The organism is Anoxybacillus kestanbolensis, assembly GCF_001996285.1.
In the GTDB taxonomy this organism is placed as follows: Bacteria; Bacillota; Bacilli; order Bacillales; family Anoxybacillaceae; genus Anoxybacillus; species Anoxybacillus kestanbolensis_A.
On record NZ_MQAD01000013.1, the window covers coordinates 15,618 to 30,100 of the forward strand.

Genomic DNA, 14,483 nt, shown 5'->3' on the forward strand with positions numbered 1-14,483 from the left:
AATTTCGTAAATGGTTTGTACGAAACAATAAAAAAAGAAAAAAGCTGCCAAAACAGGCAGCTTTTGTTGTTTACGCGATTGGCCCACCGAGTTTTTCGATGCGTGGATCAACGTTTGTGAATTTTTTAAAGTTTTCCCGGAACTTCGCCGCAAGCTCTTTTGCTTTTTGTTCATATGCTTCCTGATCTGCCCATGTGCTTTTCGGTTGTAACACTTCATCAGGCACACCGGGAACGTGAAGCGGGATATGAAGACCGAAAATAGGATCTTGAACGGTTTCTACGTTGTTTAATTCTCCTTCTAACGCTGCTTTTACCATCGCGCGTGTATACGATAGCTTCATTCGTTCACCAACGCCGTATCCACCACCAGTCCAACCGGTGTTTACTAAAAACACTTGAACACCGTGGGCGTCAATTTTTTGACCAAGCATGTCTGCGTAACGCGTTGCAGGAAGCGGTAAAAACGGTGAACCGAAGCATGTAGAAAATGTTGCTTCCGGCGCTGTCACTCCGCGTTCTGTGCCCGCTAATTTGCTCGTATAGCCGCTTAAGAAATGGTACATTGCTTGTTCTTTCGTTAATTTACTAATTGGCGGCAATACGCCGAACGCATCTGCTGTTAAAAAGACGATTGTATGCGGATGGCCAGCAACGCTCGGCTGCACGATATTATCCATCGCTTCGAGCGGATATGCTGCGCGCGTATTTTCAGTTAATGTTGCATCGTCATAGTTTGGTATGCGCGTGTCTGGGTCAACGATGACGTTTTCTAATACAGAGCCGAAGCGAATCGCATCAAAAATTTGTGGCTCTTTTTCACGTGATAAGTTAATGCATTTGGCATAACATCCACCTTCAATATTAAAAACACCGTTGTTTGACCAACCGTGCTCGTCATCGCCAATTAGGCGACGGTTTGGATCAGCAGAAAGCGTTGTTTTTCCTGTACCAGATAAACCGAAAAAGAGCGCGACATCACCTTCTTGACCGACGTTTGCTGAACAGTGCATCGGGAAGATTCCTTGTTCTGGCAATAAAAAGTTCATGACAGAGAAAATGGATTTTTTCATTTCACCAGCATATTCTGTTCCACCAATTAGTACAGTGCGGCGCTCGAATGAGATGATAATAAACGTTTCTGAGCGCGTGCCGTCAATAGATGGATCAGCTTTAAATGTTGGTGCAGAAATGACTGTAAATTGTGGTTCATGTGTTTGTAATTCTTCCGCTGTTGGACGAATGAACAATTGATGAGCAAATAAGTTATGCCAAGCAAATTCGTTGACCACTTGAATCGGCAAACGATAAGCTGGATCTGCGCCTGCAAAGCCATTAAATACAAATAGTTCTTCTTTTGTCATTAAATAATCGATCACTTTGTTGTAAAGCTTATCAAATACCTCTTCAGAAATAGGTTGATTGACAGTTCCCCAATCAATTTTATGTTTCACAGACGGTTCTTCGACAATATATTTATCCTTTGGAGAACGGCCTGTATATTTTCCAGTTGTTGCACAAATTGCTCCTGATGAAGTTAGGATGCCTTCTTTCCGAGTTAGTACTTTTTCTACTAGTCGTGGTACAGATAAGTTATGAAAAACCCCATCCCTTTGTAAGAGTGTTGATAATTTGTTTGTCAGTTCAATGGAATTCATTGGACAAAACCTACCTTTGTTTGATTTATCTTTATGTAAAAAGTATAACACATTTTGATAAATAGTCCATACTAATTATTGTATTTTTCTTCAGTTTAATTTCAAAATAATCCATATAGAAAAACGTTGACTCGTTTCGTACGGATGTGGTATGATGCTGAAATGAACGGATACTCTTATCCCGAGTTGGTGGAGGGAGACAGGCCCGATGAAACCCAGCAACCGTCACATACGTGAAAAGGTGCTAACCTGTGGCAAGGGAACGCCCTTGAACGATAAGAGTGAAAGGCGCAGACAAATGCAAAAACCTTTCCTCTGAGGGAAAGGTTTTTTTCACGATAGACCATAATAAGAGGGATGAGTACCGTATCATTTGTCATTATACTGAGGAGGAATGTTTGAATGCCTAAACGTCGTCTGTTTACATCTGAATCTGTAACGGAAGGGCATCCGGATAAAATTTGTGACCAAATTTCCGATGCGATTTTAGATGCGATTTTAGCAAATGATCCAAATGCGCGTGTTGCGTGCGAAACGAGTGTAACAACAGGACTTGTTTTAGTGAGCGGAGAAATTACAACATCTACATATGTAGACATTCCGAAAATTGTCCGTGAAACGATTCGTGGAATTGGCTATACGCGTGCAAAATACGGTTTTGACGCAGATACGTGCGCCGTATTAACATCCATTGATGAACAATCTCCAGATATTGCGATGGGTGTTGATAAAGCGTTAGAAGCTCGTGAAGGACAAATGACAGATGAAGAAATCGAAGCGATCGGTGCAGGAGACCAAGGATTAATGTTTGGTTTTGCGTGCAACGAAACGAAAGAGCTTATGCCGCTTCCAATTTCACTTGCCCATAAACTTGCGCGCCGTTTAGCAGAAGTGCGTAAAGAAGACATTTTACCATACTTACGCCCGGACGGAAAAACGCAAGTGACAGTAGAGTATGATGAAAACGGCAAACCTGTACGCATTGATACGATCGTTGTTTCCACACAACATCATCCAGAAATTACGCAAGATCAAATTGTGCGCAACATTAAAGAACATGTCATTCAACCTGTCGTTCCAGCGGAGTTGATCGATGAAAACACAAAATATTTCATTAACCCAACAGGTCGTTTCGTCATCGGTGGTCCACAAGGTGACGCAGGGTTAACAGGACGCAAAATTATCGTTGACACTTACGGTGGTTATGCTCGTCACGGCGGTGGGGCTTTCTCAGGAAAAGACCCAACGAAAGTAGATCGCTCGGCAGCATATGCGGCTCGTTACGTAGCGAAAAACATTGTCGCAGCAGGTCTTGCGGATAAATGTGAAGTGCAATTAGCATATGCGATCGGTGTGGCGCAACCTGTATCGATCTCAATCGACACGTTCGGCACAGGCAAAGTATCTGAGGATGTATTAATTGAAGTGGTGCGCAACAACTTCGACCTTCGCCCAGCAGGCATTATTAAAATGCTCGATCTCCGTCGCCCGATTTATAAGCAAACAGCAGCTTATGGTCACTTCGGTCGCACAGATATCGACCTTCCTTGGGAGCGTACAGATAAAGCGGAAGCGTTAAAACAACAAGCGTTACAGTTAGCGAAGTAAGGAAAAGAGGAGAGTTACAAGATGTAGCTCTCCTTTCCTATTTTTTAAGTAAGAACAGAAAATGAAGCAATACCAAATAGCGTACCGAGCATACAACCGGCAAGTACATCAGACGGATAATGAAGCCCTAAATAAATGCGCGACACGGCAACGCTAACAGCAATAGGTAAAAGACAAACAGCAAGCGCTGGAGCGTATAGTAAAAACGGAACGATGACAGAAAATATTGCAGTCGTATGTCCTGATGGAAATGAATGGTCAGTTAATGGGTTTTTTGTTACTTTCGTTTTATGTAGTGAAATATACGGTCGTTTGCGAGGATATATTTTTTTCATCATTGCGACAGGAATATGGCTAAGTGCTAAGGCGATCGCACTTGCGATAGCAGTATCGCGCCATTCATCCCGCAATAGCCAAATGGCTAGCATAACCGATGTAATTGAAAATGTAGCCCCTCCAACGTGTGTAATTGAACGAAAATAGGTGTTTAGCCATTTTTGATCAAAATAACGATTAATGCTGTAAAATAACTTGCACTCCCAATCGTACCATTTTCGTAACATAAGCAAATCCCCCTGATTTTATGATAAAATACATATGTGAAGTCAATAATAAAACAATGTAAAAATACCACGCTTATTTGTCGCGTGGTTTGTTTACTTGAAGTGATTTATAATATTGTCCTTTTTCGACATATTCGCGACGAATGCGTGCCATTTCACGCTCATCTTCTTCAGTTAATTCACGAATCACTTTCGCAGGACGACCGAATGCAAGTGTGCGTGGCGGGATTTTTTTTCCTTGTGGAACGAGGCTACCAGCGCCGATAAACGCACCTTCACCAATTTCGGCACCGTCTAAGACGATCGAACCCATGCCGATGAGTGCGCCTCTTTTGATGATCGCACTATGCAAAATGACTTGATGTCCGATGGTGACATCATCTTCAATGATCAGTGGATTGTTTGGGCTTTGGTGAAGGACAGAGTTGTCTTGGATGTTTACACGGTTGCCGATGATCGTTGGTGCGACATCTCCACGAATGACAGTGTTAAACCAAACACTCGTTTCCTCTCCAATTGTTACATCACCTGTAATAGTGACGTAATCGGCGATGAAAGCAGAACGTGCAATGTTTGGTGTGTGTTCTTTATATGGATAAATCATTTCACTCGTCCCTTTCGTTTCGTTTTGTTATATTTAGTGTACAAATTTTTCGGCTATTCGTAAACATAAAGGAGGGGTGTATATGTGGAAATGGGAAGGAGAAAATGCAAAAGGAACGATTGTGATCGTTCACGGTGCAGCTGAGCATCATGGACGATATAAATGGCTTATTGAAATGTTTCGCATGCACGGTTTTCATGTTGTTGCAGGAGATTTACCAGGGCAAGGAACGACATCACGCAGTCGAAGAGGACATATTGATTCCTTTGACGAATATATCGAAGCGGTTGCCAGTTGGGTGCATGAAGCAAGCGTGTATGAACAGCCTGTTTTTTTACTCGGTCACAGCATGGGTGGGCTCGTCGTCATTCGTACATTGCAAGAAAAGCGTCTTCCTGTGCGCGGTGTCATTTTATCTTCTCCATGTTTAGGGCTCGTTCACTATCCGTCCAAAGCACTTGAAATCGCTTCGCACATTTTAAATGTTATTCATCCGAAAAAGCGTTTTCCATCAGGGTTAAAGGTGGAGATGGCGACTCGAAATGAAGAAGTGCGTGAGATGGATAAAAACGATTCATTATACGTGACGAAAGTGTCTGTTCGTTGGTATCGTGAGCTAGTCAAAGCCATTCGGATTGCTCATGATAAAATTGCGGACTTACCAGACGTTCCGATGCTTGTCATGCAGGCGGGAGATGATAAAATTGTCGATAAAAGTGCAGTGAAATCATGGTTTGATCAGTTGACGGTAAGTGAAAAAGTGTATAAAGAATGGCCAAAACTATATCACGAGATTTTTAACGAACTTGAACGTGAACAAGTATTTTTATATGCCCATACGTTTTTAACTTTGCAGCTGCAAAGGGGTGAACTCATTGAACGTTCCAACAAATCCGTTTAGTCTAATGCGAGCTGTCTATCATCGCGTTTTTCCGCTTGTTCACCGGGAACTAGCCGTTTGGAAAAAAAGAGCAGAAGCTATTCCAGATGAAGAATTGCGCAAACAAGCGTTAGCGAGCATCGCAACAAAAACGTTTCATTGCGAAGGGGGCGCGATTTTAGCTTTACTGGCGGGAAAAGAAATGGAGCGATGCATTCGTTTTATCGTTGCTTATCAAACGATTAGCGATTACCTCGATAATTTATGCGATCGCAGTACGTCGCTTGATCCGACTGACTTTCGTGCGTTGCACGATTCAATGATCCATGCGTTAACGGTCGGGGCAAAAAAAGAGGCATATTATCGTTATCGTGCCGAACAAGATGACGGTGGCTATTTGCATGCTCTTGTCGATACGTGCCAAGAAATGTTGGAAGGAGTTCAACATTATGAAGTGATCACTCCATTTTTACATGAACTTGCATCATATTATTGTGACTTACAAGTACATAAACATGTAAAAAAAGAGGAGCGCATTCCGCGCTTGAAGCAATGGTTCGCTAAACATGAAGCATCGTTGCCGAAAATGGAGTGGTACGAATTTTCCGCTTGTTCTGGTTCAACGCTCGGTATTTTTTGTCTAGTTGCTTACGCCTGCAACGATGCGTTCGATCAGCTTCTTGCACAACGTGTGCGCAACAGCTATTTTCCATACGTACAAGGGCTGCACATTTTGCTTGATTATTTCATTGATCAAGAGGAAGACCGACAAGGTGGAGATTTAAATTTTTGCTTTTATTATCCGAATGAGGAGACGCTATTTGCTCGTTTACGTCATTTCATTGAAGAGGCAGATCGCCATATTGCACAATTGCCACATCGTGAATTTCATCGCTTTATTCATCGTGGCTTGCTCGGATTATATTTGTCAGATGAAAAAGTGCATGAGCAAGAAACCATTCGTAAACTAGCGAAACAATTGTTGCGTTCTGGCGGCATGACATCTCACTTCTTTTACTGGAATGGCCGAATGTATCGAAAATGGCAAAGATGGATGTATGCGTGAAGAAAATGGGTGTATAATGGAAGAAAAGAAAAGAGGGATGAATATGTCGTTGCCTCGCTTTTCGCATGTGACATATGAACAATATTTAATGATGCGCCAAAATAGTGATGAAAGGTTAGAATATATTAATGGCGTTGTTTATATGACACCTTCGCCCAGCATTCAACATCAACTTGTATCGAGCAATCTTCATACGATATTTGGAAATTATTTAAAAGGAAAGACATGTAAAGTATTTGCGGCCCCAACAGATATTGAACTAGTGAGTGAGAAATGTTCCGAGCGAAAACTTGTCATTCCTGACTTAAGTATTATTTGTGATCCATCAGGATTTACAGATACAAAATATATTGGCGTTCCAACGCTAATTGTTGAAATACTCAGTCCTTCGAATCAAGCGCACGATTTAGTGACGAAATTTAATTTATATATGGAGTACGGTGTAAAAGAATATTGGATCGTTAATCCGATGAAACAAGCAGTTACTGTTTATGCATTAAATGAAGACGGACTGTACGAGCAGGCAGATATTAAGGTGAGCATAGGGATTGTTCAATCTGTTTCCTTTTCGGATCTGTTTGTTGATTTAGAAGAAATATTTCACTAACGAAACAAAAGTAGCGATAGGGAGAACCGATCGCTACTTTTTTACCTCTTCTCAATCGCAACAATAAACGGTGGATGATTGATTTGATTTATAAATTCGTATCGTACGACGTGTGCACGTTGTTGATCGATTGTTGAAACGTATTGCAAAAGGGCATCACGTTCGATTGCTCCTTCGGGATGACCGTGGTAAATGACGAGAACGATGATTCCTTCCGGAGCCATGATGTCCAGCAATTGTTCAATCGCAGCAATTGTTGAGTTTGGCTTTGTGACAATTTGTTTATCTCCCCCGGGCAAATAACCGAGATTAAACATCGCTCCGGTAATGCGTCCTTTATATTCGGAAGGGATATGCGCATCAAGTTCCGCGTGGCTTGCTTGCACAAGTGTGACACGTGTTTCCATATGATGTTCGTGCAATCGCTTTGTCGTATTTTCAATCGCTTGCGCTTGAATATCGAAACCAAACACATGTCCAGACTGGCCAACACGTTCCGCTAAATAAAGCGTATCGTGGCCGTTGCCTACCGTTGCATCGACGACGATATCGCCCTCTTTGACTGCTAAGTCGATAAGCGAGCGCGCAAACGGCAAAATGCGCATCAGTTTCATCATCTTTCTTCCTTTCGCACATATTTTTTCCCTTGATAACTATTGCGTCGCTCTAATTCAGCATCGATGGCGTTTAACACTTCCCACTTATTGACGCTCCACATCGGACCAATCATTAAATCGATCGGGCCGTCCCCTGTAATCCGATGAACAATCATCTCTGGCGGCAATACTTCTAACTGATCACAAACGAGTTGAACATACTCATCGAACGTTAAAAAGCGAAGCATTCCTTTTTCATATTGTTTCACCATCGGCGTTCCTTTTAACAAATGGAGCAAATGGATTTTAATCCCTTGCACATCTAAATGAGCGACCGTCTTTGCTGTTTCCATCATCATGTCATACGTTTCAAGCGGTAATCCGTTAATAATATGGGCACAAACGCGAATGCTATGTTTACGTAGCTTTTGTACTCCTTCTACATAGCACGAAAAGTCATGTGCGCGGTTAATTAAAGTAGCGGTTTGTTCATGAACGGTTTGCAAGCCAAGCTCGACCCATAAATACGTTCGCTCATTCAATTCGGCTAAATAGTCAACGACATCGTCAGGTAAACAATCGGGGCGTGTAGCGATTGATAAACCGACGACCCCTTCTAAATGTAACACCGATTCGAATTTTTCACGCAAGACGTCAACGGGTGCATGCGTATTTGTGAACGCTTGAAAATAGGCGATGTATTTGCCATCTTTCCATTTCGTATGCATTTTTTCTTTAATCGTATGAAATTGCGTTACTAAGTCGTCCGTTCGTCTACCTGCAAAATCACCGGAACCGGCAGCGCTACAAAATGTGCAACCGCCATACGCGACGGTGCCATCACGATTCGGACAATCAAATCCTGCATCAAGCGACACTTTAAACACTTTTTCACCGAACGTTTGGCGTAAATGATAATTCCATGTATGGTATCGTTTCTTGTCGTTTGTATATGGAAAAGGATTCATGTTTATCACCTCGCATCATTTTAGCATTGTAGCACGTTTCAAACGAGAAGCTCAACAGTGCTGTGATAAATGACAAGAAAATGTACAAACTATAAAGCGATACGAAAGAAAGGAAGGGATGCGTATGGCAACAAGACAGTCGATGGATGAATTTTTGCAGCATTGTGAAGATGTGCTTCGCTATGCAAAAGAGCAATATACAGAAGCAAGCAAGCTTGAACATTATAACGATACAGAATATGTAAAAGCCCAGCAAATGCTCGAACATGCGGTGACCGATTTGGCGCATTTTTCGTTAAGTTGTAACGCCCAACAGCGCGAGCAATTGCATCGCATGCGCCTGCAGCTTGAACAATTACAAAACGATATGATTTTACTTCGTCACTAGGAGGAAAACGATGAAAAAACGTTCGAAACAAAACAATCCAGAACAAAAAACGTTGCATGCGAAAGATTTCGGTGATCCGGTAAAAGAAGTGAAACAAAGGAATGCGAAAAAAGGGCAAGAAGCAAAAGCGGAATATCATAATGAAACGTAATTTCCCCACTCGGACATGCTCCGGGTGGGGGATAGTTTAGTTTTGCTTCAAAATGTCATCTAGTTTTTCTTTGGTAAGGTTTGTCACCCCGTAAAAAACAGGATCAATATATGTGCTTGATGCTTTTCCTGCTAATTCATATTCAATTTTTGGTGAAACAATATAAAAGTGAGCGTTTTGTTCTGTCTTTTCAGCAAGAGTAAAATACATATTTATTGTTTCGTTTGGACTTACACTCTGTTTTTCCGATTTATCGTTTATTTTTACATCTTTTGTCTGTAAATAAGTGTTTTCTACAGTTACACGCTTTATTTGGATCGTATGCTTTGAAACGTTTTTCAGCTTTGCTTGAAAAAATTGCGTATTTGGATAAGCTGTCACATACTCATTTTGTGGAGTAAATATTCCTTTCTCGTCTACAGCTAACTTAATTTGACCGATCGGGAATGTCTCTTTATATTTTTGATCAAATATGAGAGTTATTTTAGATAGTGTCGCGCTACTTACTTCTTTTAAACGTAAATTTACAGCGATATTAAATAATTGAAAGTCTTTGTATTTATCACCTTTGATAAGATCATATTGCATGTCATCGATTGCGTGTGAGATTTCGGGAAAATCGATAGATGTTACGTTTGTTAGAGGGCTGTCACTTAATAAAATGAAGTTAAGAACAAAAGGAGCATCTTTTTTTGCTACATATACACCGTCCCATTTCCCGAAAACAATAAATTTTTTCATTTGTTCCGACTGGCATCCGAGAATAAGAAAACTGATGAGAATAGAGAAGATGAGAAAAAATTTTTTCATCATTTATTGTCAACTCCCTTTCATTTTAGTGTATAATAACCTAATCATAATAAAATAACTACCTGAAATATTTTTAATTATTTTATACTTTTTGTATCATGTGTATCATCTATATGATTGAGTAGCCATGCTTAAATACACTTGCAACGAGGGTGTAAATTTTTTAAAATAATGTGTATAATGAAATAATGGAAAATGACGGTGAAAAGGAGTAGTAGTAAACAAATGGTCGGCAGAGAGTTGACGGGTGGTGCGAGTCAACCGAAGTTTGTTTACGAACTCGCCTTGGAGTCGCGTGTGCGAATGAAGTAGCATGCGCCGTGAATCTGCGTTAATGATGAAAGTGAGTGCACGATTCGTGCGCTAACAAGGGTGGTACCGCGGGAGAATCCTCTCGTCCCTTTTTGGGATGGGAGGTTTTTTGTTTTTCATTTTTGTTAAAAATGGATTAAAAGGAGGTTTGTCACGTGAGTTTTAATCATCGAGAAATCGAAAAAAAATGGCAAAAGTATTGGGAAGAAAATAAAACGTTTAAAACGACAGAAGACGACGGAAAGCGAAAGTTTTATGCGCTTGACATGTTCCCATATCCATCAGGGGCGGGATTGCACGTTGGTCATCCAGAAGGATATACAGCAACGGACATTTTAGCGCGTATGAAACGCATGCAAGGGTATAACGTATTGCATCCGATGGGGTGGGATGCGTTCGGATTGCCAGCGGAGCAATACGCACTGGATACAGGAAATGATCCAGCCGAATTTACAGAAAAAAATATTAACAACTTCCGCCGTCAAATTAAATCGCTCGGTTTTTCATATGACTGGGATCGCGAAGTGAATACAACTGATCCGAACTATTACAAATGGACACAATGGATTTTCCTAAAGCTATATGAAAAAGGATTAGCGTACATGGATGAAGTGCCGGTCAATTGGTGCCCAGCATTAGGAACGGTATTAGCGAATGAAGAAGTGATCGATGGAAAAAGCGAGCGCGGGGGACATCCAGTCATTCGTAAGCCGATGAAACAATGGATGCTTCGCATTACGGCATATGCGGACCGTTTACTTGAAGATTTAGAAGAATTAGACTGGCCTGAAAGCATAAAAGAAATGCAACGCAACTGGATCGGCCGTTCTGAAGGGGCAAATATTCATTTTCAAGTTGATGGACATGATGAAACGTTTACGGTGTTTACAACGCGTCCAGATACGTTATTTGGAGCCACTTATGCGGTGCTTGCCCCTGAACATCCGCTCGTTGAAAAAATTACAACACCTGAGCAAAAAGAAGCGGTTGAAGCTTATTTAAAACAAATTCAAAGCAAAAGTGATCTTGAGCGAACGGATTTAGCGAAAGAAAAAACAGGTGTATTTACAGGAGCTTACGCGATCAACCCAGCCAATGGGGAAAAATTGCCGATTTGGATCGCAGATTACGTGTTAATGAGCTACGGTACAGGCGCCATCATGGCGGTACCAGCGCATGATGAGCGCGATTATGAATTTGCAGAAAAATTCAATTTGCCGATCAAACAAGTCGTTGCCGGTGGCGACATTTCAAAAGAAGCGTACACAGGCGATGGAGAACATATTAACTCTGATTTCTTAAACGGTTTAAATAAAGAAGAAGCAACGAAAAAAATGATCGAATGGCTAGAGGCCAACGGAAAAGGAGAGAAAAAAGTATCGTATCGCCTTCGCGATTGGTTATTTAGCCGCCAACGTTATTGGGGCGAACCGATTCCGATTATCCATTGGGAAGACGGAACGATGACACCAGTGCCAGAAGAAGAATTGCCGCTTGTATTGCCGAAGACAGATGAAATTAAACCGTCAGGCACAGGAGAGTCTCCACTAGCAAACATCGAAGAATGGGTGAACGTTGTTGACCCGAAAACAGGCAAAAAAGGTCGCCGCGAAACGAATACGATGCCACAGTGGGCAGGAAGCTGCTGGTACTACTTGCGTTACATCGATCCGCATAACGATAAACAATTAGCCGATCCTGAAAAGCTAGAAAAATGGCTACCTGTTGACATCTATATTGGCGGGGCAGAACATGCCGTATTGCACTTGTTATACGCGCGTTTTTGGCATAAGTTTTTATATGATATTGGCGTTGTACCGACAAAAGAGCCATTCCAAAAGCTATTCAACCAAGGGATGATTCTTGGGGAAAACAATGAAAAAATGAGCAAATCAAAAGGAAATGTCGTCAATCCAGACGATATTGTTGAAAGTCATGGGGCGGACACATTACGTTTATACGAAATGTTTATGGGTCCTTTAGAAGCATCGATTGCATGGTCGACAAAAGGTCTGGACGGTGCACGTCGCTTTTTAGATCGTGTATGGCGCTTATTTGTTGAAGAAAACGGTGAATTAAATCCAAAAATCGTTGACAATCCAGAAACAGATACGCTTGAACGCGTATATCATCAAACAGTGAAAAAAGTAACCGAAGATTACGAAGCGCTTCGTTTCAATACAGCGATTTCACAGTTAATGGTGTTTATTAATGAAGCATATAAAGCACCTATATTGCCAAAAGCGTATATGGAAGGATTCGTAAAACTGTTATCGCCAGTTTGTCCGCACATTGCTGAAGAGTTGTGGGAAAAACTAGGTCATAGCAACACGATTGCTTACGAAGCTTGGCCAGCATACGATGAAGCGAAATTAGTTGAAGATGAAGTTGAAATCGTCATTCAAGTGAATGGAAAAGTACGTACAAAACTACATGTGCCAGCTGATGCAACGAAAGAACAACTTGAGCAATTAGCAATGGAAGATGAAAAAATTAAAGAACAAATTGAAGGAAAAACAGTGCGTAAAGTGATCGCTGTACCAGGAAAATTAGTGAACATTGTTGCAAATTAATGTACAAAGCCTCTCGCACATGTGGTGGGGGGCTTTCGCTAAAGAAAGGGAGAGATGGATGAAAGAAATGACAGCCGCTCAATTAAAACAAATAATGCAAACGGGAGAGCGTGTCCATATCATTGATGTACGCGAAGATGAAGAAGTCGCTTTCGGAATGATTCCATCAGCGATTCATATAAAGATGGGGGACATTCCTGAACGAATGAGTGAACTAGACAAACAGAAAACATATGTGATTATTTGTCGTTCTGGCGTGCGTAGTGAACACGTTTGCCGTTATTTAGAGGCACATGGGTATGATGTTTGTAATGTCATTGATGGCATGCTTGGCTGGAATGGAGAACTTGTATAACATAGAAGGAACCAATAAGATCGCTTGATCGGCGATCTTATTGGTTTGCATACATAGCAGCATGCATACCTGCAAGCCGACCGGTCACGAGCGCCGCGGTAATATTATAGCCACCTGTATAGCCGTGAATATCTAAAATTTCCCCACAAAAATAAAGGCCATTCATCAGCTTGGATGCCATTTCTTTCGGATGGACTTCTTTGACGGATACTCCTCCACCTGTGACGAACGCTTTCTCAAGCGGCAACGTGCCATGTACGGAAAAAGAAAATTTTTTTAATAACGAAACGAACATCCGCACTTTCTCACGACTGAGTGTGCTTGCGACCGTATGTGGATCAATTGTTGCTTGCTCGAGTAAAAACAATACATACCGCTCTGGGAGAGAGATCGTTCCCTTGACAATAGTTTTTATCGTTTTTTTCGGCTCTTCTTTCATCGTGTGCACAATACGTTGAAATAATGTCTCTTCTTTTTCGTCTGGCAGTGCATCGATTGTCATGATCGTAGAAGGCTGTTTTTTTAACTGTTTCACAACGAACTGGCTACATCGTAGTGCAGCGGGTCCGGAAATACCAAAATGTGTAAAAATCATATCCATTCGATGTGTGACGATTGGTTTTCCTTTTTCGTTTAATACACTTAATGCCACATCGCGTAGTGATAATCCTTGTAACGTTCGCTTTTGAATAAATGGTTCATGTGAAACAATCGGCACTTCGGTTGGAAACAGTTCTGTAATCGTATGTCCAGCTTTTTCTGCCCATGCGTAGCCGTCCCCTGTCGAACCGGTATGTGGCACAGATTTCCCTCCGACGGCAACGACAACTGCTTTCGTTTGAATGACTTCCCCTGTTTGTAGCCTCACGCCATAAACAGCCCCGTCTTTATATTCAATATCTTTTACAAGGGTATGGACGCGAATGTCGACGCGCAATCGTTTTAATTCTCGAAGCAAAGCTTGTACGACAGATTGCGCACTATCGCTCACCGGAAACATACGACCGTGGTCTTCTTCTTTTAACGGAACACCGAGTCGTTCAAAAAAGCGAATAATATCTTCATTATTAAACATTGAAAATGCGCCATATAAAAAACGACCGTTTCCTGGGATATGTTGAATGAGTTCATCCACCGGCCGTCGATTTGTGACATTACATCGTCCACCGCCCGAAATGGCTAATTTTCGACCAAGCTTATCCCCTTTATCAAGGAGAAGTACACGTCCCCCTTGTTCGCCGGCGGCAATGGCAGCCATTAACCCTGACGGCCCTCCACCGATCACTACGACATCATATATCATGACTTTCACGTCCTTTCTGTCAAAATTATAATGATTTTATGA

General features: G+C 41.6%; 15 protein-coding genes, 1 riboswitch and 1 other annotated feature. Of the genes, 8 read left to right on the forward strand and 7 right to left on the reverse strand.

What is annotated here, in order from left to right:
• Positions 1–70: 70 nt before the first annotated feature.
• Positions 71–1,657 (reverse strand): phosphoenolpyruvate carboxykinase (ATP), encoded by a 1,587-nt coding sequence (pckA, locus tag BO219_RS08680; RefSeq protein ID WP_077429232.1) that lies wholly within the window; start codon positions 1,655–1,657, stop codon positions 71–73.
• Positions 1,658–1,830: 173 nt separating this feature from the next.
• A riboswitch (SAM riboswitch) is annotated at positions 1,831–1,939 on the forward strand.
• Between the two features lie 120 nt (positions 1,940–2,059).
• Between pckA and metK the strand changes: the two genes are divergently transcribed.
• Positions 2,060–3,265 (forward strand): methionine adenosyltransferase, encoded by a 1,206-nt coding sequence (metK, locus tag BO219_RS08685; RefSeq protein ID WP_077429233.1) that lies wholly within the window; start codon positions 2,060–2,062, stop codon positions 3,263–3,265.
• 44 nt (positions 3,266–3,309) lie between these two features.
• Here the strand turns inward: metK and BO219_RS08690 are convergent, their stop codons facing one another.
• Positions 3,310–3,828, reverse strand: coding sequence for a phosphatase PAP2 family protein (locus BO219_RS08690; RefSeq protein WP_077429234.1), 519 nt, complete (start codon positions 3,826–3,828; stop codon positions 3,310–3,312).
• A gap of 73 nt (positions 3,829–3,901) precedes the next feature.
• Positions 3,902–4,432, reverse strand: coding sequence for a gamma carbonic anhydrase (locus BO219_RS08695; protein ID WP_077429235.1), 531 nt, complete (start codon positions 4,430–4,432; stop codon positions 3,902–3,904).
• 82 nt (positions 4,433–4,514) lie between these two features.
• Here BO219_RS08695 and BO219_RS08700 point away from each other — a divergent pair, with 82 nt between their 5' ends.
• Genes BO219_RS08700 through BO219_RS08710 form a run of 3 tightly spaced genes read left to right on the forward strand, consistent with a single transcriptional unit; the run spans position 4,515 to position 6,985 of the window.
• The gene (locus BO219_RS08700; RefSeq protein WP_077429236.1) at positions 4,515–5,333 is read left to right on the forward strand and encodes an alpha/beta hydrolase; all 819 of its coding nucleotides are present in this window, start codon (positions 4,515–4,517) and stop codon (positions 5,331–5,333) included.
• Complete coding sequence (locus tag BO219_RS08705; protein ID WP_077429237.1) at positions 5,308–6,378, forward strand: tetraprenyl-beta-curcumene synthase family protein; 1,071 nt, start codon at positions 5,308–5,310, stop codon at positions 6,376–6,378. Before BO219_RS08700 ends, BO219_RS08705 begins: the two co-directional genes overlap by 26 nt.
• Before the next feature lie 43 nt (positions 6,379–6,421).
• Complete coding sequence (locus BO219_RS08710) at positions 6,422–6,985, forward strand: Uma2 family endonuclease (protein ID WP_077429238.1); 564 nt, start codon at positions 6,422–6,424, stop codon at positions 6,983–6,985.
• A gap of 41 nt (positions 6,986–7,026) precedes the next feature.
• On the opposite strand, the gene mnmM is transcribed toward BO219_RS08710, so the two are convergent.
• Together mnmM and mnmL are read right to left on the reverse strand one after the other, a co-directional pair.
• Complete coding sequence (gene mnmM / locus BO219_RS08715) at positions 7,027–7,599, reverse strand: tRNA 5-(aminomethyl)-2-thiouridylate-methyltransferase MnmM (protein ID WP_077429239.1); 573 nt, start codon at positions 7,597–7,599, stop codon at positions 7,027–7,029.
• On the reverse strand, positions 7,599–8,549 hold the full coding sequence (gene mnmL / locus BO219_RS08720) for a tRNA modification radical SAM protein MnmL/YtqA (protein WP_077429240.1): 951 nt from the start codon (positions 8,547–8,549) through the stop codon (positions 7,599–7,601). The genes mnmM and mnmL overlap by 1 nt, the downstream gene beginning before the upstream one ends.
• Before the next feature lie 124 nt (positions 8,550–8,673).
• Between mnmL and BO219_RS08725 the strand changes: the two genes are divergently transcribed.
• Together BO219_RS08725 and BO219_RS14670 are read left to right on the forward strand one after the other, a co-directional pair.
• On the forward strand, positions 8,674–8,937 hold the full coding sequence (locus BO219_RS08725) for a YtzC family protein (protein ID WP_003397789.1): 264 nt from the start codon (positions 8,674–8,676) through the stop codon (positions 8,935–8,937).
• 10 nt (positions 8,938–8,947) lie between these two features.
• The gene (locus tag BO219_RS14670) at positions 8,948–9,088 is read left to right on the forward strand and encodes a hypothetical protein (RefSeq protein WP_006320695.1); all 141 of its coding nucleotides are present in this window, start codon (positions 8,948–8,950) and stop codon (positions 9,086–9,088) included.
• Between the two features lie 36 nt (positions 9,089–9,124).
• Here BO219_RS14670 and BO219_RS08730 read toward each other — a convergent pair whose 3' ends face one another.
• On the reverse strand, positions 9,125–9,901 hold the full coding sequence (locus BO219_RS08730; protein WP_077429241.1) for a hypothetical protein: 777 nt from the start codon (positions 9,899–9,901) through the stop codon (positions 9,125–9,127).
• 189 nt (positions 9,902–10,090) lie between these two features.
• Positions 10,091–10,303 (forward strand) — a binding site (T-box leader).
• A gap of 62 nt (positions 10,304–10,365) precedes the next feature.
• Between BO219_RS08730 and leuS the strand changes: the two genes are divergently transcribed.
• Together leuS and BO219_RS08740 are read left to right on the forward strand one after the other, a co-directional pair.
• Complete coding sequence (leuS, locus tag BO219_RS08735; protein WP_077429242.1) at positions 10,366–12,783, forward strand: leucine--tRNA ligase; 2,418 nt, start codon at positions 10,366–10,368, stop codon at positions 12,781–12,783.
• A 58-nt stretch (positions 12,784–12,841) separates the two neighbouring features.
• Positions 12,842–13,138: a rhodanese-like domain-containing protein gene (locus BO219_RS08740; RefSeq protein ID WP_077429243.1), complete on the forward strand. Its 297-nt coding sequence runs from the start codon at positions 12,842–12,844 to the stop codon at positions 13,136–13,138.
• Positions 13,139–13,175: 37 nt separating this feature from the next.
• Here BO219_RS08740 and BO219_RS08745 read toward each other — a convergent pair whose 3' ends face one another.
• Entirely contained in the window at positions 13,176–14,441 is a 1,266-nt protein-coding gene (locus BO219_RS08745) for a BaiN/RdsA family NAD(P)/FAD-dependent oxidoreductase (RefSeq protein WP_077429244.1), read from the reverse strand.
• Between the last annotated feature and the right edge of the window lie 42 nt (positions 14,442–14,483).